The 21,291-nt window shown below is 56.7% G+C and carries 21 protein-coding genes and 1 pseudogene; 18 read left to right on the top strand and 4 right to left on the bottom strand.

The annotated features are described in order from the left end of the window. The first annotated feature begins 121 nt into the window (after nt 1–121). From LG297_RS04595 to LG297_RS04575, 5 genes are all read left to right on the top strand, one after another. Nucleotides 122–547, top strand: a complete 426-nt coding sequence (locus tag LG297_RS04595; RefSeq protein WP_097050920.1) for an organic hydroperoxide resistance protein — start codon at nt 122–124, stop codon at nt 545–547. A gap of 182 nt (nt 548–729) precedes the next feature. After that, nucleotides 730–1,026 (top strand): putative quinol monooxygenase, encoded by a 297-nt coding sequence (locus LG297_RS04590; protein WP_404425585.1) that lies wholly within the window; start codon nt 730–732, stop codon nt 1,024–1,026. 63 nt (nt 1,027–1,089) lie between these two features. Beyond that, on the top strand, nt 1,090–1,530 hold the full coding sequence (locus tag LG297_RS04585; protein WP_404425583.1) for a YqaA family protein: 441 nt from the start codon (nt 1,090–1,092) through the stop codon (nt 1,528–1,530). 180 nt (nt 1,531–1,710) lie between these two features. Then, nucleotides 1,711–2,079: a hypothetical protein gene (locus LG297_RS04580; protein ID WP_404425581.1), complete on the top strand. Its 369-nt coding sequence runs from the start codon at nt 1,711–1,713 to the stop codon at nt 2,077–2,079. A gap of 171 nt (nt 2,080–2,250) precedes the next feature. Continuing rightward, the gene (locus LG297_RS04575) at nt 2,251–2,853 is read left to right on the top strand and encodes a LysE family translocator (protein ID WP_404425579.1); all 603 of its coding nucleotides are present in this window, start codon (nt 2,251–2,253) and stop codon (nt 2,851–2,853) included. A gap of 6 nt (nt 2,854–2,859) precedes the next feature. Here the strand turns inward: LG297_RS04575 and LG297_RS04570 are convergent, their stop codons facing one another. Then, nucleotides 2,860–3,705 (bottom strand): AraC family transcriptional regulator, encoded by an 846-nt coding sequence (locus LG297_RS04570; RefSeq protein WP_404425577.1) that lies wholly within the window; start codon nt 3,703–3,705, stop codon nt 2,860–2,862. 101 nt (nt 3,706–3,806) lie between these two features. Here LG297_RS04570 and LG297_RS04565 point away from each other — a divergent pair, with 101 nt between their 5' ends. The 3 genes from LG297_RS04565 (at nt 3,807) to LG297_RS04555 (ending at nt 8,030) form a co-directional block, all read left to right on the top strand. Beyond that, nucleotides 3,807–6,575, top strand: a complete 2,769-nt coding sequence (locus tag LG297_RS04565; protein WP_404425575.1) for an ATP-dependent DNA helicase — start codon at nt 3,807–3,809, stop codon at nt 6,573–6,575. A 128-nt stretch (nt 6,576–6,703) separates the two neighbouring features. Then, a complete protein-coding gene (locus LG297_RS04560) occupies nt 6,704–6,925 on the top strand; it encodes a hypothetical protein (RefSeq protein ID WP_404425573.1) in 222 nt (73 codons plus the stop codon). Nucleotides 6,926–7,010: 85 nt separating this feature from the next. Beyond that, nucleotides 7,011–8,030 (top strand): hypothetical protein, encoded by a 1,020-nt coding sequence (locus LG297_RS04555; protein ID WP_404425571.1) that lies wholly within the window; start codon nt 7,011–7,013, stop codon nt 8,028–8,030. 10 nt (nt 8,031–8,040) lie between these two features. On the opposite strand, the gene LG297_RS04550 is transcribed toward LG297_RS04555, so the two are convergent. After that, nucleotides 8,041–8,610: an HdeD family acid-resistance protein gene (locus LG297_RS04550; protein ID WP_404425569.1), complete on the bottom strand. Its 570-nt coding sequence runs from the start codon at nt 8,608–8,610 to the stop codon at nt 8,041–8,043. A gap of 279 nt (nt 8,611–8,889) precedes the next feature. On the opposite strand from LG297_RS04550, the gene LG297_RS04545 reads away from it, so the two are divergent. The 3 genes from LG297_RS04545 to LG297_RS04535 all read left to right on the top strand — a co-directional run bounded on the left by LG297_RS04545 (nt 8,890) and on the right by LG297_RS04535 (nt 11,621). Further along, nucleotides 8,890–9,336: a DUF2946 family protein gene (locus tag LG297_RS04545; protein ID WP_404425567.1), complete on the top strand. Its 447-nt coding sequence runs from the start codon at nt 8,890–8,892 to the stop codon at nt 9,334–9,336. A gap of 152 nt (nt 9,337–9,488) precedes the next feature. After that, a complete protein-coding gene (locus LG297_RS04540; protein WP_404425565.1) occupies nt 9,489–10,874 on the top strand; it encodes a PepSY-associated TM helix domain-containing protein in 1,386 nt (461 codons plus the stop codon). Nucleotides 10,875–10,976: 102 nt separating this feature from the next. Further along, nucleotides 10,977–11,621, top strand: coding sequence for a Crp/Fnr family transcriptional regulator (locus tag LG297_RS04535; protein ID WP_404425563.1), 645 nt, complete (start codon nt 10,977–10,979; stop codon nt 11,619–11,621). Between the two features lie 48 nt (nt 11,622–11,669). Here the strand turns inward: LG297_RS04535 and LG297_RS04530 are convergent, their stop codons facing one another. Continuing rightward, nucleotides 11,670–14,807: an EAL domain-containing protein gene (locus LG297_RS04530; protein ID WP_404425561.1), complete on the bottom strand. Its 3,138-nt coding sequence runs from the start codon at nt 14,805–14,807 to the stop codon at nt 11,670–11,672. Nucleotides 14,808–15,175: 368 nt separating this feature from the next. On the opposite strand from LG297_RS04530, the gene LG297_RS04525 reads away from it, so the two are divergent. From LG297_RS04525 to LG297_RS04515, 3 genes and pseudogenes are all read left to right on the top strand, one after another. Beyond that, nucleotides 15,176–15,589: a tellurite resistance TerB family protein gene (locus tag LG297_RS04525; protein WP_082824825.1), complete on the top strand. Its 414-nt coding sequence runs from the start codon at nt 15,176–15,178 to the stop codon at nt 15,587–15,589. Nucleotides 15,590–15,856: 267 nt separating this feature from the next. Then, nucleotides 15,857–16,351 (top strand): annotated as a pseudogene (locus LG297_RS04520) (NAD(P)-dependent oxidoreductase); the annotation flags it as partial. Beyond that, nucleotides 16,337–16,747 (top strand): NAD(P)-dependent oxidoreductase, encoded by a 411-nt coding sequence (locus tag LG297_RS04515; RefSeq protein WP_404426930.1) that lies wholly within the window; start codon nt 16,337–16,339, stop codon nt 16,745–16,747. The pseudogene LG297_RS04520 and the gene LG297_RS04515, both read left to right, overlap by 15 nt. Before the next feature lie 59 nt (nt 16,748–16,806). On the opposite strand, the gene LG297_RS04510 is transcribed toward LG297_RS04515, so the two are convergent. Continuing rightward, nucleotides 16,807–17,343: an SAM-dependent methyltransferase gene (locus LG297_RS04510; protein ID WP_404425559.1), complete on the bottom strand. Its 537-nt coding sequence runs from the start codon at nt 17,341–17,343 to the stop codon at nt 16,807–16,809. Between the two features lie 108 nt (nt 17,344–17,451). On the opposite strand from LG297_RS04510, the gene LG297_RS04505 reads away from it, so the two are divergent. The 4 genes from LG297_RS04505 to LG297_RS04490 all read left to right on the top strand — a co-directional run bounded on the left by LG297_RS04505 (nt 17,452) and on the right by LG297_RS04490 (nt 21,238). Then, the gene (locus LG297_RS04505) at nt 17,452–17,670 is read left to right on the top strand and encodes a SlyX family protein (protein WP_404425557.1); all 219 of its coding nucleotides are present in this window, start codon (nt 17,452–17,454) and stop codon (nt 17,668–17,670) included. Nucleotides 17,671–17,710: 40 nt separating this feature from the next. Further along, nucleotides 17,711–18,898 (top strand): DUF3095 domain-containing protein, encoded by a 1,188-nt coding sequence (locus tag LG297_RS04500; protein ID WP_404425555.1) that lies wholly within the window; start codon nt 17,711–17,713, stop codon nt 18,896–18,898. A 77-nt stretch (nt 18,899–18,975) separates the two neighbouring features. Next, nucleotides 18,976–19,929, top strand: a complete 954-nt coding sequence (locus tag LG297_RS04495) for a LysR family transcriptional regulator (RefSeq protein WP_404425553.1) — start codon at nt 18,976–18,978, stop codon at nt 19,927–19,929. A 79-nt stretch (nt 19,930–20,008) separates the two neighbouring features. Next, nucleotides 20,009–21,238, top strand: a complete 1,230-nt coding sequence (locus LG297_RS04490; RefSeq protein ID WP_404425551.1) for an MFS transporter — start codon at nt 20,009–20,011, stop codon at nt 21,236–21,238. Nucleotides 21,239–21,291 lie beyond the last annotated feature (53 nt).

Below are 21,291 nucleotides of genomic sequence, written 5' to 3'. Positions count from 1 at the left end.
GGCGCGGTTGCGCCCCCACCCGACCGGCAACATATCACTTGGGTCACCAACCGAACCAACGCCCTGATCAGCCGGGTTATCGAAACCTTCGAACCATCACGTTCAAACAAAGGAAGAAACCATGTCTGTAGATGTCAAATATCGTGCAACAGCAAGTGCAACCGGTGGCCGCGACGGCCGTGCGAAAACCGAAGACGGCAGCCTCGATGTCAAACTGACCACGCCAAAAGAACTCGGCGGTGCTGGCGGTGAAGGCAACAACCCTGAACAGCTTTTCGCGATGGGTTATTCGGCCTGCTTCATCGGCGCGATGAAATTCGTCTCCTCCCAGGGCGGCCCGAAAGTTCCGTCTGATGTTTCGGTCAAGGCTGTTGTCGGCATCGGCCCGCGTGCGGCTGGCGGTTTCGGTCTTGCGGTTGACCTGCATGTTTCGCTGCCGGGCCTTGATAAGGCCGATGCTGAAAAGCTGGTCGAAGAAGCCCACAAAATCTGCCCTTACTCCAACTCGGTCCGCGGCAATGTCGAAGTAACCTCGCACATCGCCTGATCGAAAGCCTCCCCCTCTTCGGCAGGGACCTCCCCCGATCCACAACTGCCGAAGCCAAGCCCGGTGCTCTCCCCGCACCGGGCTTTTATCTTTCACCGGTAATTTAACGGTTGCCCGATCCGGCACCTGCCACGATGATCCAGACCAATCAAAACGCCATAGAAATCCGACAGGAAACATTCATGTCCCAACAACTTACTGTTCTTGCCATTGCACGTGCCAAACCGGGCAAGGAAACCGAACTTGGCGAACGTCTTCTCGCACTTGTCGAACCCTCGCGCGCCGAAGAAGGCTGCATCAGTTACGACATTCACCAGTCCAACGACGATCCGGCAATCTGGATGGCGTATGAAAACTGGCGCTCTGACGAAGACCTCGCCCTTCATTTCGAAACACCATATCTGCGCGCCTTTGGCACCCTTGGTGATGAATTGCTGGCAGAACCGGTCAGCGTTCAGAAATTCACTGTCAAATCCTGAAGCCTGACCTTGTTCCTGCCTTCGCCTCATCCGGCCCATTTGACCTGAACGGGATCTTAATCCTTGCTTTTCGCCCTGTTCCTGTCGGCTCTGACATCCGCCACCATCCTGCCCGGCACGTCCGAGGCGGCCTTGGCCGCGCTTGTCGCATCGGGCGATCATGCGGTGTGGTGGCTGGTTCTCGTCGCGACGGCGGGGAATGTTCTGGGCTCGTGCGTCAACTGGGCCCTCGGGCTTTATATCGACCATTTCAAGGATCGGCGCTGGTTCCCGGTATCGCCAGATGCCCTTGATCGTGCGTCACACTGGTTTGGAAAATACGGACTTTGGGCGCTTCTGCTAGCCTGGCTGCCAATTATCGGGGACCCACTGACCCTGTTTGCCGGTGTGATGCGCGTGCGTTTTTTGCCCTTCATCGTGCTGATCACGATTGGCAAGGCGGCACGTTATACAATGATTGCCGGTGGCACCGGCTGGATCGCCAGCCTACTTGGATATTCATAATATTCGTCAAAATAAACTACAAAATAAAATCGAAACGCGCGAATTATCGAAAACACAATAGCCACGTGAATTATATAAAAATATAGTTCATTTGCTAATATTATGCTCTCGTGATTTCATTGAGTGAAATAAAAAACGAAAAACTGTTTATAAATTTCACAAAATAAATGGGAGTATATTATGAATATGGAAATTCCAGTCTGGGTCAAACCCGCAATCTGGGGCGGTGTTATCGGTGCCGTTGCCATCACGATCATCGGCTTTAGCGCAAGCTGGGTCGTTTCGGGCAGCACCGCAGCCGAAATGGCCAACACTCAAAGCAAGGATGCGGTCATTACTGCCCTTGCCCCGATTTGTGTTGCGCAGTTCAAAACCCAGACCCCCAGCAATCAGACCATGCAGCTTGCCGCCCTTAAAGAGGAAAGCTCCTACAAGCGCGATGATTTCGTCGCAGCTCAAGGCTGGGCCACCATGCCCGGCAATGATGCCCCGACCACGGAAATCGCCGACGCCTGTGCAAGTCAGTTGATGAAACTGACAGAAAACTAAGCGGATCACCTCCCCCGAGGTAATTGATCCGTCCAAAACGGCATCCGGGCCAACTCCCGGATGCCGTTTTTTATGGGCGATCACAACAGGCAGGGCAATATCGTTCAATAAACCCCAAGACCTGCGGCGCATTGTTGCATTCAGCAAAATCATCAAAAGGATCGCCACCCCATGCTTGCCGCCGCCCCAAGCCTTTATCTGTCGATGGCTGCCTTCGCGCTTGCCGCCTCGATCACGCCAGGCCCGGTCAATATCCTGATCCTGAGCTCCGGTGTGCATTACGGCTTTCGCCCAAGCCTTCGCCTTGTGTTCGGCGCGACCAGCGGCTTTTGCCTGTTATTGCTTCTGATCGGGTTGGGCCTGCATGAATTGCTGGTGATTTTCCCGAACCTGACCACGATAATCCAATGGGCCGGGGTCGCCTTTTTGCTATTCATGGCCTTCAAACTTGCCACCGCATCGGGTGAACTTGGCAAAACCCGCGCGGAAAAAGGCCCATCCATGATGACCGGCGCATTGCTGCAATGGGTTAACCCCAAGGCATGGCTTGCCGCCATTGCCGGTATGGGGGCCTATGCCGCCAATGGTGCCCCGGCACTGGTCTGGGAATTCACCGTGCTTTATTTCGCGGTCTGTTTTGCCTCGGTCGCCTGCTGGGCCTATGCCGGGGCGTTTCTGGGCCGGTTTTTAGACGATGCCGCCCATATCCGTCTGTTTAACCGGATCATGGCATTGCTGCTTGTGGCAAGTGCAGCCTATCTGATCGTCACCTGATCGCCCTCAGGCGACATGCGCCATTGCATAATGGCGCGGCGTGGTTGCCATCAGGCGTTTGAAAACCCGTTGAAAATGCGCCTGATCGGCAAAGCCGCAATCAAGGGCAACGTCAACAATCCGCTCCCCGCGCTTGAGCGCATGGCGTGCCTTCTGCACCCGACAATTGATCAGATAGGCATAGGGCGTCATGCCATGTGCCTTTTTGAACGCGCGCACCAGATAGGATCGTGAAACGCCAATCACCCCGGCAAGATCATCCAGATTGACGTCTTCGGCGCAATAGGTCCGGATATAATCCGCAACCCTGTCCATTTTGCTTTTATCCGTCACATAGCTAACCCCACGCAAGATACCGCGCCGGTCAAGCGCCACATGCAGATCGGCAAAGAACGACACCATCGTGCTTTCCTTCGCCAAACGGTCACAATCAGGGTCGATCAATGTATCGGCAAGGCTTTGCAGGCCGGAATACAGCATTGGACTATGGCTTATGGTGTCGGAAAACATCGCAAACCGCCCGGCGGCATCGGCATCGATTTCAACCTGCAAATCCAGAAGCCATGCCGGATCGACAAACAGCATGTCATAACACCATCCCCCACCCGGCACCGGGTTGCAACCATGGACATCCTCGGGATTGAGCACAACAACCGATCCCTTGCCGGTTTCATGGACCTTGCCCCGGTTCCAATAGGTGCTGCGCCCGCCCTTGACGATGCCGATTGAAAACGTGTCGTGGCTGTGGCGTTCATAGCAAACACCCCGCCCGTCATCGACCCGGCGCAGTTCGACAAACGGCAAACCGGCATCGCGCCAGAAACACTGGTTATCTGATTTTGCCTTGCCCATTGAAACGCCCGCACCATCTTTGGGAATGAAAACGCGAAAATCCGAAGATAGGATAATTTCCCCGGTGGCACCAGTGGCCGGACCTGATTATAGTCCCCCAAATGTTCGATGATCGTTCTGATCCCACGCCGAAATTCATGCCGCCCGACGCACCCATCATGGTCGTCGGATTGCGTCATGCTGTTTTCCTGTCGCCCGACGGGGAAATAGAAGAATTGCCGCATGGGGCGGCGGCCAAACGGGCGCGATCCCAACGCCCGATATTGGTTCATACCCCGGCATCTGCACGGCGGATGAAATCCGATCCGTTTCCGGCCCATGACCTTTTGGAACTTTTTGCCTTTGTCCGCCCGGCGCAATTTTGCGTCCCCACACCACGCGGGCTTGCCATGGCGACCGGGCAACGGGCGTGCGACGATCTGATCGGACAGGCCGAAGCCCTGGCCGAGGCGATGAAACGATTGTTGCAGGAACTTGCCACCCTGCCGCGTGAAAAACGCGCACGTGCATTATCCATAGCATGGCCGATGGCGCGCGGGCATTGGATGTGGGGCGTACCGGTTCTGGCCGCCCTTGGTGCCGATGGCGACGGGCCGCATAAATTTGCCGTCTATGAAGGACTTAAAGTCTGGAAGAAAATGGGCGAATGGGCCGAACATGCCCCGCCACCGCCACCCGGCAACAATCCGGTCGATCCCAAGGATGCCCGCGAACGGCTGAAAAATCTTCTGGGTGAAGGGGCCGAAGAACGCCCGCAACAGGCCGATTATGCGTCCGCCGTCTGTTCGGCCTTCGCGCCGCGAACCGCCGAAGGCACGCCCAATATCGTCCTGGCCGAGGCCGGGACCGGAACGGGAAAGACGCTGGGCTATGTTGCCCCGGCATCGATCTGGGCGCAAAAGAATGACGGGGCGGTATGGATTTCAACCTATACCCGCAACCTGCAACGTCAGATCGATCAGGAACTGAACCGTCTTTATAACGATCCCAAGGACAAACGCCTTAAGGTGGTTGTCCGCAAGGGCCGCGAAAATTATCTGTGCCTCCTGAATTTCGAAGAAGCCCAAAGACCATTGGCGCAACAACCCCATCAGGCGATCCCGCTGGGGCTGATGGCGCGCTGGGCGTCGCAGACGCGCGATGGCGATATGGTCGGCGGTGATTTCCCGGCATGGCTGACCGAACTGATCGGCAATCGTTTTACCGGTGCATTGGCCGATCAGCGCGGCGAATGCATTTATGCCGCCTGCCCGCATTATTCGCGCTGCTTTGTTGAAAAAACCGTGCGCCGGGCGCGGTCGGCCGAAATCGTGGTCGCCAATCATGCACTGGTGATGGTGCAGGCTGCCCTTGGCGGGCTTGACGACGCATCGATGCCCACACGTTATGTCTTTGACGAGGGACATCACCTTTTTGACGCGGCGGATAAAGCCTTTTCCGCACATTTGACCGGGCAGGAAGGCGCAGAATTGCGCCGCTGGTTGCTGGGTGCGGAAAACAAGGGCCAGTCGCGCGCACGCGGGCTTAAACAACGGCTTGAAACCCTGATCATGGATCGGGACGAACTTCGCGATGCCGTCAATGCGGTGATTGTCGCCGCCCAATGCCTGCCCGATCAGGGCTGGCTGATGCGCATTCATGACGGGGCCGAACATGCCAAGGGCCCGGCGGAATTATTCCTTGCCCATGTCCGGGCACAGGTGATGGCGCGTGCCGCTGAAGGCGACCGGGGTTATTCGATTGAAACCGATTGCAAACCGGCGATTGATCCGGTTCTGGCCAGTGCAGCCGATCTTGACCGTGCCTTGGCCGCCCTTGAAAAACCGGCCAAGGCCCTGATCAAAATCATCGCCCATATGCTTGATGAAAAAGCCGACGAGCTTGAAAGTGCCGAGCGCCAACGCCTTGATGCCGCGATCCGTTCCCTTGAACGGCGTGCAATCATGCAGGTTGCCGCATGGCGCGCAATGCTTGAAAGCCTTGTCGATGCCACCCCGCCGGAATTTGTCGACTGGTTTGCCATCGAACGGCAGTTTGGCCGCGATTTCGATGTTGGCATGCACCGCCATCATATCGACCCGACGCTCCCCCTGACTGCGGCTCTTGCCCCCTCTGCCCACGGGCTTGTGATCACGTCAGCCACCCTGCGCGATGGCACGGGCGATGAAATGTTTGACTGGGGTGTGGCCGAGGATCGCACCGGGGCATCGCACATGCCGATGCCCGCGGTCCGGGCGGCGATGAAAAGCCCCTATGACTATGCCAAACAGACCAAGGTTTTCATCATCAATGACCTTGGCCGTGATAACCCCGATCATGTGGCGGCGGCCTATCGCGAATTGTTTCTGGCGTCCGGCGGCGGTGCACTTGGCCTGTTTACCGCAATCAACCGTTTGCGTGCGGTTTACGAACGTCTGACCGGGCCGCTTGACGATGCCGGGTTGCAGCTTCTGGCACAGCATATTGACGGTATGGATGTGTCAACCCTGATCGATATTTTCCGGGTGGAACGCGATGCCTGTCTGCTTGGAACCGATGCGGTGCGCGACGGGGTTGATGTGCCGGGTGACAGCCTTCGCCTGATCGTGTTTGATCGCGTGCCATGGCCCCGCCCCGATATCCTGCACCGGGCGCGCAAGGCGGCATTTCATGGTGCGCGGTACGACGACATGCTGACTCGCCTTCGGATGAAGCAGGCCTTTGGCCGCCTTGTCCGCGGCGCCGAAGATCGCGGGGTGTTTGTCCTGCTGGATAACCGGATGCCATCGCGATTGCTGGGTGCCTTCCCCGACGATGTCAATGTGCAACGGGTCGGCATGCGCGAAGCGATTGAACAGACACGAGCGTTTTTGCGTCCCAATCAGGATTGAGTGCCGAATTGCCTCCCCTGGCAGCTCTCTAACAATTCAAGTCAATGGGCAAAGTGCGTTTGACCAACGCACCCTTTCACCCCATATCCGAAAGGCACGATCCGCACGATACATAAAAGGATAAACCGATGTCCCGTCCGACCCTGAAGGATGCCGTGGAACATTGCCGGGCCGAAGTCATGGCGGCGTCGGGTGTGGTTGGCGTTGCTGCCGGTGTGTCGCGCACCCATCCCGACCGGCATTGCATTCATGTTTATGTGTCCTGCCCCGGTTGGCCGGACGGCGTTCCCCATGATGTTGACGGCTACGACGTAGAGTTGATCCCGAGCAAAGGATTTGCAGCCTTCTGAGTGCCATAAACCCCTGCCATGCTGAACAAAACCGGCGATAAAATCCGGGGCAAAACCGTGATAACAGCAATAGGGAATCCCAACCATGACACGGGCAAATTTTGCACAATATCGGGACTTCATCCGTCAGACCAACCAGTTCGATCCGCTGCTGGAACGTGGCGAAATCAACGGCTATTCGCTGGGCCGGAAAACCGTCAAGGGGGTTGATACCGGCGAGCTTGCCATCGTTATTTTCGTAAACCGGAAAATCGCGGCAAGCCAGCTTGCGCTGTCGCACCGCATCCCCAATCTGTTGCAACACCCCGCGAGCAGCGGCGGCACCGTCGATTTCATTACCGATGTCCAGGAAGCAAGTTTTTCGCGCCGTCCGCTCACCGCCCGCGAACGACCGGCCACCAGCGGTATCAGCATCGGCCACGTCGATATCACAGCCGGAACACTGGGCGGGTTGATGCGCGACCGGCGTAGCGGCGCGGTTGTGATCCTGTCGAACAATCATGTTCTGGCCAATTCCAACGACGCCCGGTCAGGCGATGCGATCCTCCAACCGGGTATTGCCGATGGCGGCCATGATCCGGATGATGTGATTGCCGGTCTGGCCCGGTTTGTGCCGATTGATTTTCGCGACAATGCCGAAAACCGCATGGATGCGGCGACTGCCACGCCGCTTGAACCCGCGTCCGAATATGTCCGCTGGCACACGCAGAATATCGGGCCGGAAACACCTGGGAAAACGCGCAGTCTTGGCGATGGCGACCTCGGCACAGCGGTACATAAAACCGGGCGCACCACCGGCCATACGAAAGGATCGATACAAGGCCTTTATGCCACCGTTCAGGTCAGTTACGGCGAAGCCGGAAATGCGGTTTTCGTCGATCAGGTGATCATTTCCCAACCGCTGGGTCAGGAGGATTTTTCACGCGGCGGCGATTCCGGGTCGTTGGTTTATGACGATGACAATGTCTGCGTCGGGTTGCTGTTTGCCGGGTCGGAAAGCACGGCGCGCGATCCGGGCACAACCATCATCACCCCGATCGAGGTCGTGATGAAGGAACTTGACCTTGAACTGATCACGCCGGGCGCCTTTCCACATGATCCGTGACAGGCAGTCGTTAGCGGACGGAAACCTTGCCCATCGCCATCGACACCATCAGGTAACTGAAACCCGATGACAGCAGATTGAGGCCCAGTAAAAGCCCGATGGCCCATGTGGCAGAACTTGGCAGTTCGGCAAAGATCAGGATACCGGCAAGCATCGCGATACCGCCGGAAAATACCATCCATTTCCAGCCGGGAAACTGGCTGAGCCGGAACGCCATGGCAAGTTCAAGCAGACCTTGCAGGATAAAGGCAATCGCAAGCAAAACGGTCAGGGTCACAATCCCGGTCAACGGAAAAAATGCCAGCCACCCGCCGACAAGCCCGAACAGAACGCCTTGCACCACATCGATCCAGCGGCGCGTTGGCGTATCGGCATTCCACGCGCCGTAAAAATGCCCGATGGCCCCAATGATAAACAGCCAGCCGATCACGGTTTTAAAGGCAATCGTGGTGGCAAACGGGAAGGCAACGGCAAGAATTCCCAGCAAAAGCAGGATAATCCCGACAGTCCGAAGCCGTTTGCGCCCCTTTTCGAGAAGTGCGCGCATTTCCGGCGTGCCGTCATTTACAACAAGTGTCATGTCCCCATCCTCCCGCTTTTTATTACTCCGGGCAACAATCCGGAATTTCACAATCAAGAGTAGCCGAAATCATTTGCCCCGAAAATCAAAAGTTCCTGTTCTTCAAGGGGCTGGCAGCCATGCCTGCACCAGGAAAAACCAAGACCCTGCAACGGATTTTAATTATGACAGGAACGATTATAAATAATCGGCGATAAGTGGTTCACACCAAGAGGTTTTGACACCCCGCCTTCAAGGGATTATTGAAGGCAGGTATCTTTCCTTGATGGATTGAAAGCCGTGGTCAAAACCTGCCAGATATATTCGGCATTCAGACACAGCCTGTCGGTTGCGGTTGCGTGCTTTTTGCTGGCAAATGCCCTGATGTTCGGCTTCATGCATACACCTGTCGCGCTTGCCAATACACCGGTTGCCACGGGCGAGCCTACGGATCAAAGCTTTATTCCGCTGATCATTTGTACTGCCAACGGCATCAAGACGATATCCGTCCCCGCCGATGCGGCAAAAGAAGGCGGACCATCCCCCCATTCCAGCGCCTATGAAGGTTTCCAGTGCGCGATTTGCGGGCTAGGCAATCATGCGGTCGGCCTACCGGTCGAGCCGGAATTGCCCCTGATCCATCGCGTTCGCCTGTCCAATTCGGTTACGGCACTTCATATCACCGCGCGCCTGCATGATTTCTGCCCGATTGCGGCATCGCCCCGCGCCCCGCCCTTTCCCGTCTGACCCTTTCCCGGCCCTGATGCATTCCGGTTGCCTTTGATGTCACCGGGATCGACGCTTATGGCCGTTTTCAGATTGTTCTTAATTCCGGGTACGGTTTGCAGGCCTTCTGGCATTTGCATTCGCCATACCCGCGAATGAACGGGGATATCGCGATGTCAAACGCATCGGCACATGCCAAAGCCGCGCCAAAAGGGACAAGCAGCCTTTATCGTGCTGTCTGGCGCTGGCATTTCTATGCCGGACTTTTTGTCCTGCCTTTCATGATCCTGCTGGCCGTGACCGGCGGGGCCTATCTTTTCCGTGACGAGATTGATGACTGGGTCTATTCCGACCTGAAATTTGTCGAGGTTCTGAACGTTCCGCCACTGCCGATCAGCACGCAGGTTGATGCTGTACGCTATTTTGTCGGCGATAAACCGGCCAAGATCGTCATGCCTTCGGCCTCTGACCGCAGCACGGAAATTGTCATTGCCACATCGGGCGGTGATCGCCGGTCGGTTTATGTCGATCCCTATACCGGAATGGTTTTGGGATCGATGCCTGATCGTGGCACGATCATGTGGCTGGTGCGCCGCATTCACAGCCTGGCCGAATTTGGCACCGCCACCAATTACATCATCGAGATTGTCGGCGGGTGGACCATCCTTCTGGTCGCAACCGGGCTCTACCTTTGGTGGCCCCGTACCGGGCAGAAGGGCGGCATCGTCACTTTGCGCGACACCCCCGGGAAACGAAGCTGGTGGCGCGATGGCCATGCGGTGACCGGCCTGTTTGCCGGGTTCTTTATCATCTTCCTTGCGACATCGGGCATGCCATGGTCGGTGTTCTGGGGCAAATATGCCAACCAGTTCGCCAATGGCACACCGACCGGTTATCCGTCGGGTGTGCGCGTCGATGTGCCGCTGTCGACCGTGCCGATGATCGATGCGTTCGGCGAAACCGGCTGGACAACGGAAAATGCGCCATTGCCCGCCTCAGTCGATGGCGGATTGTCCTCCGCACAGGCAGCACCGACTGCCATCGGTATTGATGCCGCCGTTGCCCGGTTTGACGACCTTGGCATTGCGCCGGGTTATGCCATCAATCTGCCGCACGGCGAAACCGGGGTTTACAGCGCCTCGATCTATCCTGACGACCTTGACCAGCAACGTGTCATTCATCTGGACCAATATTCCGGCAGGGCCCTGATCGATATGGGGTACCGCGATTACGGGCCGGTCGGGCGCGTGCTGGAATGGGCGATCAATATTCACCTTGGGCAGGAATTCGGCACGATCAACCAGATCGTTCTGCTGCTGGTCTGCATTGCCATCGTTTTCATGTCGGCTTCGGCCGGGGTGATGTGGTGGAAACGCCGTCCCGCGGGATCGGTCGGGGTGCCACCCCTGCCGCGTGATCGCAAAAGTCTTTTGGGGGTAACGGCGATCCTTGCGATTGGCGGGGTGATTTTCCCGCTGGTCGGGGCATCGATGATTGTGATCTGGCTGCTGGACTGGCTGTTTATTGCCCGGCCGGCCAGTGCAATCCGCACGGCCTGACCAACAGGACACCGGCCATCAGGCCGCCATCAAAGATCTGGTGTCGATACGCGGCACCCCGCAATGTGCCGCGTATCTCCCTTGTGCCATCGGGAGATTCCCATGAACAACGAAGACGCCCTGAAACATCTTGAGAAACTTGCTGAAAACCCGGCCCTTGATATCGGGGCCAATACCGCCATCGGGCATCATGACGAGGATGGAAAATACATTTACCGCATCCTGTCAGGCCTTGTGATGCAGTGCCACTATGCCGAGGACGGCGAACGACAGGTCTGCCGCGTGTTCCGTCCCGGCGATCTGATCGGGCTTGAGACGGTAGCCGAACCGGGTCTGGCATTGATCAGCGAAACCCTGACGCCGACGGTCCTGATGCGCATTCCGGTTGCCCGCATCCGCATGGCCCAGAAAACCAATCCCGAACTGCAACAGGCAATCCTCCGCCTGCTCGCGCGCGAGGTTGTCGATGGCTATAACTGGAAGGTCAATCTGGGAACCGGATCGGCAATGCGCCGGATTTGCCGCTTCCTGCTCTGGAGTGCCAAGGACGAATATTGTCCGCTGCCGACACGCGACAAGCTGGGCAGCATCATCGCCACTACTACCGAAACCGCCAGCCGTATGATCGCTGATCTTCGTCGTCAGGGGGTCTTGCGCAAAAGCCGGTCACGTCCGGCAACGGTCGTGATAGACCGGGATCGTGTGCGCCAGAAGGCTGGCGATTTCTGGGATCATCACGCCGCCTGATCGCTGGCACGCCATATTGAAAACCGGGAATGCGGCCGCAGATCTTGATCAATGCGGCCGCGCGTTCCCGCCAAAGGAGACATCGAACGGCATGGTCACGTTCGATTTCAGCAACAATTCAAAATCGGTGGCCGGGATCGGTTTGCTGAAATAGAAGCCCTGTACCTCATCGACCCCTTCGGAAACGATGCGTTCAAGCTGCATTTCGGTTTCAATCCCCTCGACATTCACCGCCATGCCAAAAGACCGCGCCAGGAACACCACCGCGCGCACGATGGCCGCATTGCCGTCCCGACTGTCAAGATCGATGATAAACGACCGGTCGATCTTGATCTTGTCCACCGGGAACCGTTTCAGATAGGCCAGCGAGGAATAGCCCGTCCCGAAATCGTCAATCGCAATGCGGATACCCTGATTGCGTAAAATGCCCAGCGTGATCGCCGCCTCGCGCGGGTTGTCCATCACCGCACTTTCGGTAACCTCGAATTGAAGTTGATTGGGGTTCAGCCGCGAGCGGTCCAGAACATCGCCGACACTTTCAATCAGGTCTTCGTGCCGTGCAAGTTCAAGCGGCGACAGATTGACCGAAATCGTCAGTTCTCCGTACCCGGCGTCAACCCATTCGCGCGTCTGTTTACAGGCCTGATTGAGTACCCATTTGCCGACATCGGCAATGATGCCCATGCGTTCGGCCACGGGAATGAAATCGACCGGGCTGACCTGCCCGCGCGACGGATGGAACCAGCGCACCAGCGCCTCCATGCCGATGATCTTGTGGTTCGCAATATCGATGATCGGCTGATAGAAAAGCTCCAGTTCGTCATTTTCAATCGCGTGGCTAAGGTCACGTTCAAGCGCCTTGCGTTCCTGCACTTCAACATGGAGCCTCGGCTCGAAAAAGTGATAGCGGTTGCGCCCTTCGGCCTTGGAACAGTAAAGCGCCAGATCGACATTGCGAAACAGGTCTTTTTCATCGCGCCCGTCCTGCGGGAACATGCAGATACCGACCGATGTTGATGCCTGTACCTCGTTCCCGTCCAGCATGAATCGTTCCGAAACCCGCTCTATCAGGCGCTGGGCAACAAGGGTAACTTCCTCAATTGTGCCCGGATCATGGATCAGAACGGCAAATTCATCCCCGCCAAGACGTGCGACAACATCCTCATTACGCAGGCAGACACGCATGCGTTCCCCAACCCCCTGCAAGAGCAGGTCGCCGATGGGATGCCCAAGCGTATCGTTGATATCCTTGAAGTTATCAAGATCGAACAACATCAGCACAAAGCTGCGTTTTTCATACTTTCCGCGCTTGACCGCAGCCGCAAGGCGTTCCTGAAACAGAGTGCGGTTGGGAAGCCCGGTCAGACCGTCATGATGGGCAAGGAACTGGATGCGCGCTTCGCTGCGTTTGCGGTCCGTGATGTCGGTGATCGATCCTTCGATCAGAACCGGCAAACCCTTGTCGTCGCGGATCAGTCTTGCATTTTCCTCGACCCAGATGATCTTGCCATCGCGGCGACGCATTTCGGCCTCGAACCCCTGAACCACCCCGTCGCGCAAAAGCTTGCCCGTAAGACGCATGCGATTGGTCGGGTTAAGGTAACATTGCGAGAAGCCTGCCTGGGGTACCAGCAATTCATCGGCACTGTCATAACCCAGGATCGAAACAAAGGCCGGATTGGCCGACAATATATCACCAAGCGGCCGGCTCTGATAAAGCCCTTCGGCGGAATTTTCGAAAATACCGCGATATTTTTCCTCTGCCCGGCGAAGGGCCCGTTCGACCGAGAGTTTTTCGGTCACATCCTGCCCGATGCAGATCACGCCTGACACATCGCCATCTTCCCCGAAATGCGCACGCGCATTCCATTGCAGGAGACGAACCTCGCCATCACGGCGGCGGAAGGAAATCACCTCGTCCTTGATGATTTCCCCGGAAATCAGGCGTTTGATTGCCTGGCGCACCTGATCGCGTTCCCCATCAAGCAACAGGAAATCAAAGAAGTTCTGACCGGCTGCCTCCATCCAGGAATAGCCGAATGTCCATTCGCATTCCCGGTTATATTCCAGAATGCGGCCTTCGCTATCCAGAAACAGAATGACACTGCCTGCTGTCTGGACCAGCGCGCGATAGCGTTCCTGACGTCGGCGCAAATCATATTCGGCCTGACGGCTTTTGGTAATGTCGGTAACCGTGACGCTGTAACCCAGAAGTGATCCGCCCTCGCCGCGGATTTCGGTCGCATTGACCCGCACCCAAAGCTGACTGCCATCCTGACGACGCATTTCGACATCGCGCGCCTGTATCCCGTTGCCCGATATCAAATCGCGGCGCAAATCGCGCAGGTCATCTGTACGGGCATAAAATTTTTCACTGTTGGCAAGATAGGCTTGGCGAAGTTCACGCACATTGTCATAGCCAAACAACGATGCGGCTTCTTCATTGACGCTGGTCAATGTACCGTCCGCGGCCAGATCGATAATGCCATGCACCGCATGTTCAAGCGCGCGGCGATAGCTTTCCTCGCGCGTGCGTTCCTGTCCGAACAGCGCAATCGCATCCTGCGTCGGCAATGGCATCCGCTGCCACTGATAAATCCGCTGCCCGTAATGTACGGTGCGTATTTCATCCCAGTCGGCGATATTCTCGCCCTTTTCGATAAGGGCGCGCTGGCCGGTCGGCCTGGTCAGGGACAACGCCCCGGTCAATCCCATTTCAAGGGCGGCCTGCTCGGCCGCCTTGTTGGAGAATCGCAAACTGCCGTCACGCTCGACCACAAGAACCGGTTGCGGCGAAATCAGGACCCCGGTGCCGGTCGTCGCATCGGCATCCTGAAGGGCGATGATGCGCACAAAGTCCTGATCGGAAAATGAAAGCTGCCAGGCGAAAAACTGCACATCGCGTCCGTCGATCTTGTCGACGCGCGAAAAATAGCCAACCGCATTCAGCGCTTCGGCGCTAATTTCACGAATGTTTCGGGCGATTTCGGGATGGGCATCGATTTTGTGCCAGATATCTTCGGCAAGATCGGGCGAGATTGTTTTCGCCCATGGCGCATTGACAAGAAGGCGCTCGCCGATGGGATCATAGACCCCCGACGGGACACGAAGGTGCCCAATCAACGCCGCAAGAGTCCCCGCAGCATTGCTTGAAATGATAACTCCCATACCCGGCTTGTTCGTCATTTTTGTTATCGCTGCGAGACCATAACTTTATACTCCATGCGCTGCAAAGGCCTATTTTCTTCCCAAGAGTGTATGCGAAGCAAACCCACGCTAACATGTTGTATTTTTTTAAGCATCCCCTGCGGTTCACAGCCCCTACGCATGAATGCGTAGCAAGCCCCCCCTGTGTTCCGACATTCAAAGGATGCCCCACATTTCACTACGCAATCATTAAAATCGTGAAGATTTAAACGGTTAACTGTTGCCGGGGATCAAATACCGTCTTAGGCTCTATGTCCATCGGAGTTGTCACACGCCCCCGTCCGGGGCGTCACCGTTTGGCGGAAATAACCGTTAACGGCCTGTCACCCGGCAAAGGAGTAACCAACGTGATATCGCATCAGGACGCCTTGATTTACACAATGGTTATGGTTTCCGCCTCTGATAACGACATCACCGATGCGGAACTATCCGCAATGGGGCGTCGGGTTCGCTATCTTCCGATTTTTGCCGGCTTTGACAATGACGGTGTCACTGCGGTCGCGCGCGATTGCGCCAAATTGCTTGCCGAAGAAGACGGCCTGGACAGCACGCTTGACATGATCCGCGAAGCCCTGCCGCGCAAATTGCGCGAAACCGCTTATGTTTTTGCCTGTGAAATTGTCCTGTCCGACAGTGAAATCAGCCAGGAAGAACTTCGCATTCTCGAACTGATACGTCACCGCCTTGATATCGACCGCCTTGTGGGTGCCGCCATTGAACGTGCGATGGCCGCGCGTTATGTCCGCCCCGGCGAGTTTTAAGTAAAGCGAAGACGGCACAGAACGACCATATAATTTCCATTCCGACGACATAGCGTCGGCTGATAACAACGGAAACCGAACGAAACGCGCATAAAATCGGGCAAACGCCTTGAATTGCTGCTTTCTTTGTCAGACCGCTATGTTATGGCCGTGCTTGCATTTTTACTGCCGCCCGCCCGGTTCCTTGAACCGGGACGGCTTTGATCGTCTGATCGCCTTTATTGACCGTCACATCGAAGGCCCGCACGCGGGCCCAAACGAAGGAACACCGTCATGACCGCACTTGCCGGGGAAAATATCGCATTCATCGGTTTGGGACTGATGGGCCGCCCCATGGCGCTCAACCTTGAAAAGGCCGGGGCGATCCTGACCGTCAATACCCGCAATCCCGAAACGCTCAACGCTTTTGAGGATCTGGGCGTTGCCACCGCCCCGACACCGGCCGATGCGGCGGCAGAGGCCGATATCGTCATCATCTGTGTGGCCAATACCGAGGCACTCGAAAATGTGCTACTCGGCGAAGATGGCGTAATTGACGGCATGGAAGAAGACACGATTGTTGTCGACATGGGCACAACCGCAATCGATGCGACGCGACGCTTTGCCGATGCAGTCGAAGAAGCCGGCGGTCACTGGATCGATGCCCCGGTATCAGGTGGCACCCACGGGGCCGAAAATGGCACGCTCACCATCATGGTCGGCGCCGAGGAAGAAGATTTTCAACGTGTGCAGCGCGTCTTTGCCGTTCTGGGATCACGCGTCACCCATGTCGGGGAAATCGGATCGGGCCAGATCGCCAAGGCTGCCAACCAGATGATCGTTGGCATAACCATCGGCGCAATCGCCGAAGCCTTTTCCATGGCCGACGAAGCCGGGGTCGATCTGGGCAAATTGCGATCCGCGCTCACTGGCGGCTTTGCCGATTCCGCGATCCTGCAAAAACACGGCGAACGCATGATCGAACGCAATTTCGAACCGGGCGGCAAGGTCGTGACCCAGCGCAAGGACCTTTATCAGGCGCTTGAATTTTCCGAAGGCGAACTTGGTCTTGAACTGCCCTTCTCGCGCCTCGCACTCGAACTTTACGAAGAACTGATCGAAATGGGCGGCGGTGAACTGGACCATTCCGCTCTGATCAAGATTTACGAAGAAGAATAACGCCGAAAAGCAGGGTCGTCCATAGCGGCCCTGCTTTATTTTACGAGCCGTGCCTCGCCTCATCCTGGCAGATGTGATCCTATCCGGTACAGATAAAGCATATCCGACCCCGACTGCATCGGGATTTCCCCGAAGGCCTGCCAACCCGGAATGGCAAAAGCGCGTGAAATCACAATCCCGCCCGGTGCCATGCGCTGGTTTAAAACATCACCGACATCGGCCATCACGCGCGGGTCAAGGAAACAGACCACAACATCCCCCGGATCGCGATCGATCTTCCTGAAATCAGCCCGGATCAGGAACAGGTTTTCCAACTGGTTGATGCGCGCACGAATGCGGCTGACCGCATAAGGCAACGGCGATAATTCAATCCCGGTCACCGTGATATCGGGCCGGGCGCGCGCGATACTGATCACCAGATCCCCCCAACCCGATCCGAAATCCGTCACTCGGCAGGCTTCCCTGGGCAGATAGGATATGATTTCGTTGCGTGCCTTGCGCCCGCATGGCACAGGCACCACACGCAGCCGAACGGCATAAATCAGGATCAGGGCGATGATGACGCCAAGAATGACAAGGACGGATAATTCGCTCACAGGTCGGCTAACCAATCCTGGCAAGATGTGATAGGGTCGGTCCTTACTCCTGCCACATGGTGGAGGGTAGAACAAGTTTCCATCAGACATCCAGAGCAATTCGCCAATATGAGCCAGCAAGATCCCGATACCCGTATCAATGAACTTGAAGTCCATATCGCCCATCTCGAAAGCGCGATACATGACATGTCCGACATGATCAAATCGCAGTGGGACCGGATCGACCTGCTGGAACGGCGCAATAAATTAATGGCCGAAGATATTAAACGGCTTGTCGATTTCCTGCGTACATCGCCGGAAGACGATGCGCCGCCGCCGCATTACTGAGTCCGAGGCGCAAGCAGACCGCACCCTGAAATTTGCGAGGATGCCCGTGACCAACCCCTATCTCGACATCCCGGCTTTCGACGATTTCACCAAAGTGCTTGATCCATCAGTTTACCACGCCCTCCCCGATGACTGGTGGGTCGGCACGTCCGATATCGTCGGATCGACCAAGGCGGTTGAAGCAGGCCGTTACAAGGAAGTCAACATGGTCGGTGCGTCGATCATTGCGGCAACCACCAATGCCATCGGGCATTCCGATTTTCCGTTTATCTTTGGCGGGGACGGTGCAGCAATCGTTTGCCCGCCCGACAAGGTTCCCGACGTCCGTAATGCCCTTGCCGCAACCGCAATCTGGGCAAAGGAAGAACTTGGCTTCGATTTGCGCATTGCATTGATCCGGATAAACGACATCCGCAAAGGCGGCCACGATGTTCGGGTCGCACGTTTTCTGGCATCGAAAAAGCTGGCTTATGCGGTGTTTTCCGGGCGTGGTATTTCCTGGGCCGAAGACCAGATGAAACAGGGCCATAACCTGATTGCCCCGGCACCGTCTGGCACGCAGCCCGACCTGACCGGGCTTTCGTGCCGATGGTCCCCGATTTCGGCTGAGGATGGCTGTAAAATCCTGTCGCTGATCATGTTGCCGCGCGATGACCGGCACCGTTTTGACCTTTGCGCAACCGCCCTGTTTGGCATCCTTGAACAGGATCGTCGCGACAGCAACCCGGTGCCGGAAACCGGCCCCGATTTCCGGCTTGGCTGGGAGAGCCTTCGCCTCGAAGCACTGGCAACTCAGGGAACCGAAGGATCAAAACTGCGCGCATGGTGCAAGGCGCTTTTTATCTCGTGCGTTGCCCTGTTCCTGTTTAAAACCGGCCGAAAGCTTGGTGATTTCGACCCGCTGCATTATCGCCACCAAACCCGGCTTAATACCGATTTCCGCCGCTTTGGCGATGGCATCTGGCTCACCGTCAATTGCAATGCGGAACAGACAGAACAAATCGAAACACTGCTGTCGAATGCAGAAAATAACGGCGATATCTGGTTCGGAATCAAGCAGCAGGACGAAGCCCTGATGACCTGCATCGTTCCCGATATTGCATCGGACTCCCACCTGCATTTTCTTGATGGTGCCGATGGCGGCTATACCGCGGCGGCAAGCGTGTGCAAAGCCAAGATGAAAAAGACCGCCACACAGCCACTTCATGCAGAACCCGCATCAACATGATACTTCCAATGCACTTCTTGCATTAAACATCTGTTTGCGCGATCCTGAACCATCTCTTGCGATAACAGGTGACCGCCATGGATACCCGCGAACTTCAGGCATTGATTGCCGTTGCCGATGAAAAATCCTTTCACGGGGCCGCCGCCTACCTTGGCCTGACGCAGCCTGCCATCACGCGCCGTATCCAGCGTCTTGAAGAGCGCATTGGCGCACAGCTCTTTGACCGGTCATTGAAACCATTGCAACCGACCTCCGCCGGGCATCGTGCATTGGCCGAAGCCCGCGATCTTTTGCGCCGCCTGGACGGTTTCTCCGAAAGCATCACCGGCAACAATACCGCAATCGGCCCGTTCCGCCTTGGCGTCAGTCATGGGGCTGCTCCGCTTCTGGCGGCACGTGAACTGCGCGACCTGCACACACGTTTTCCTGACATGTCCCTTACGATCAAAAGCGGCTGGTCAAGCGAGCTGTTGCCGCTGATGCGGCGGGGTGAAATTGATGCCATGCTGTCGCTGGATGGTCCGCATGGCACAGTCGGCGGGATCGATGTCCGCGATATACCGGCAAGTCTACGCGCGCAAAAGCTTCTTGATGACCAGATCGTTGCCATCGGGCCACGATCAGCGAAACACCACCCGAAGAACATTGCCGAACTGGCTGAACATCCAATGGTCCTGATGCCGGAGGGCTGCACTTTCCGGGCACTTGGCAATGCGTGGGCGCGCCAGAACGGAGTGCAGTTCAAATCCGTGCTCGAAGTTTCCGCACTTGAATTGCAGATCGAAATGGTCGCCGCCGGGGCAGGATACGGCATCATGGCGCGGCGTTTCTGCATGCACAGTCCTGCGGCAAACCGCATCCGCATCCTTGATATTCCCGGCATGAACTGGGATATGGGGATCATGCTGATCCGCCGTCAAGCCAATACTGATCTTGATGATATCATTGATGCTGTTGGCAAAATTGTCGTCAAAGCCGGAGCAATATCCGACCCTCTGTCAGAAGATAATGCACAAATGTTATCAGCATAATAATCCGAATGAATTGGACGCATTACACCACCGCGTTCAAAATTGGAACAATTGTTGAAATCCGCTCCGGAGTAGACCGATGAGCCCCACTCTCCGTTCCGCCAGGTGGTTTCCCTGGCTTGTTCTTGTCGCTGGCTGTCTTGTCCTGGCAGTCAATCTTGGCATTCGCCCGTCGCTCAGCCTGTTTATCCCCGATATGCTGACTGCCACCGGCTGGAGTGCTTCCACGTTTGGACTGGCCTTTGCCATTCAGAACCTGATGTGGGGCGTTGCCGCCCCGATTGCCGGTGCCCTTGCTGATCGCTATGGCACAACCCGCACCTTGATCGGTGGCGCGGCGTTTTATGCGCTGGGCCTGTATCTGATGGGCACCTCGACCTCACCACTGGAACTGCATCTGACATCAGGCTTCCTGATCGGGGCAGGTGTCGGCGCGACCAGCTTCCCGGTCATTCTGGCTGCAATCAGTCGTGCCTTCCCGCCGAACAAACGAAGCTTCGCCCTTGGTCTGGCATCCGCCGGTGGATCGGTCGGCCAGTTCGTCATGGCCCCGACAACCCAGTTTCTTAATGACGGTTATGGCTATGTCACCGCCCTTGCCATCCTTGCCGTGATGTCGATGATCATCGTGCCATTCGCCTTTGCCCTGACCGGCAAGGCCGAGGCGCATGGCCCCAATTCAGATGGTGCCGACCTTGGCCCCGACGGGCTGATCGCCGCCTTCCACGAAGCCCGCAAACATCGCGGTTTTCTGCTGCTCAATGCCGGTTTCTTTGTTTGCGGCTTCCATATCGCGGTGATCGCAACCCACCTGCCGACCTTTACCCAGCTTTGCGGGTTGCCCGGTTCGGTCGCGGCCCAAGGGTTGGCGCTTGTCGGACTGTTTAATATTGTCGGTACCCTGACCGCTGGTTGGGCGGGTGGCAAATGGCGCAAGAAATGGGGCCTGTCATTTATTTACGGCATGCGGGCCCTCGTCATTCTCATTTTCATGATCGCCCCCAAGACCGCCGAAACCATCTGGCTGTTCTCGGCCGTGATGGGGGCCTTGTGGCTGTCGACCGTGCCGCTGACGAGTGGCATCATCGTGCAAGTTTTCGGCCCGCGCTATATGGCAACCCTGTTTGGCATTGTGATGCTTTCCCATCAGATCGGCGCGTTCTTTGGCGCGTGGATGGGCGGGATCATCTTTGATCTGACCGGCAGTTTCGATGGCGTCTGGATTACCTCCATCGCGCTGGGCATCTTTGCCGCCCTCGTCCATATGCCGATTGACGACAAAGCCCTCCGGGTTCAAGCCAACGCCTAACCGTTACCTATCCGAATAAAGCCGTGACACAAACAGTTTGTGTCACGGCTTTC

This window comes from Thalassospira australica (assembly GCF_044790785.1).
Classification (GTDB): Bacteria; Pseudomonadota; Alphaproteobacteria; order Rhodospirillales; family Thalassospiraceae; genus Thalassospira; species Thalassospira australica_A.
This window is presented reverse-complemented; position numbering and strand designations above follow the sequence as displayed.

Excerpts from the sequence above, each read along its gene's own strand:
- LG297_RS04595 (WP_097050920.1), top strand. The coding sequence starts at position 122 with ATGTCTGTAGATGTCAAATATCGTGCAACAGCAAGTGCAACCGGTGGC.
- LG297_RS04590 (WP_404425585.1), top strand. The coding sequence starts at position 730 with ATGTCCCAACAACTTACTGTTCTTGCCATTGCACGTGCCAAACCGGGC.
- LG297_RS04580 (WP_404425581.1), top strand. The coding sequence starts at position 1,711 with ATGAATATGGAAATTCCAGTCTGGGTCAAACCCGCAATCTGGGGCGGT.
- LG297_RS04575 (WP_404425579.1), top strand. The coding sequence starts at position 2,251 with ATGCTTGCCGCCGCCCCAAGCCTTTATCTGTCGATGGCTGCCTTCGCG.
- LG297_RS04570 (WP_404425577.1), bottom strand. The coding sequence starts at position 3,705 with ATGGGCAAGGCAAAATCAGATAACCAGTGTTTCTGGCGCGATGCCGGT.
- LG297_RS04565 (WP_404425575.1), top strand. The coding sequence starts at position 3,807 with ATGTTCGATGATCGTTCTGATCCCACGCCGAAATTCATGCCGCCCGAC.
- LG297_RS04560 (WP_404425573.1), top strand. The coding sequence starts at position 6,704 with ATGTCCCGTCCGACCCTGAAGGATGCCGTGGAACATTGCCGGGCCGAA.
- LG297_RS04555 (WP_404425571.1), top strand. The coding sequence starts at position 7,011 with ATGACACGGGCAAATTTTGCACAATATCGGGACTTCATCCGTCAGACC.
- LG297_RS04550 (WP_404425569.1), bottom strand. The coding sequence starts at position 8,610 with ATGACACTTGTTGTAAATGACGGCACGCCGGAAATGCGCGCACTTCTC.
- LG297_RS04540 (WP_404425565.1), top strand. The coding sequence starts at position 9,489 with ATGTCAAACGCATCGGCACATGCCAAAGCCGCGCCAAAAGGGACAAGC.
- LG297_RS04535 (WP_404425563.1), top strand. The coding sequence starts at position 10,977 with ATGAACAACGAAGACGCCCTGAAACATCTTGAGAAACTTGCTGAAAAC.
- LG297_RS04530 (WP_404425561.1), bottom strand. The coding sequence starts at position 14,807 with ATGACGAACAAGCCGGGTATGGGAGTTATCATTTCAAGCAATGCTGCG.
- LG297_RS04505 (WP_404425557.1), top strand. The coding sequence starts at position 17,452 with ATGAGCCAGCAAGATCCCGATACCCGTATCAATGAACTTGAAGTCCAT.
- LG297_RS04500 (WP_404425555.1), top strand. The coding sequence starts at position 17,711 with ATGCCCGTGACCAACCCCTATCTCGACATCCCGGCTTTCGACGATTTC.
- LG297_RS04495 (WP_404425553.1), top strand. The coding sequence starts at position 18,976 with ATGGATACCCGCGAACTTCAGGCATTGATTGCCGTTGCCGATGAAAAA.
- LG297_RS04490 (WP_404425551.1), top strand. The coding sequence starts at position 20,009 with ATGAGCCCCACTCTCCGTTCCGCCAGGTGGTTTCCCTGGCTTGTTCTT.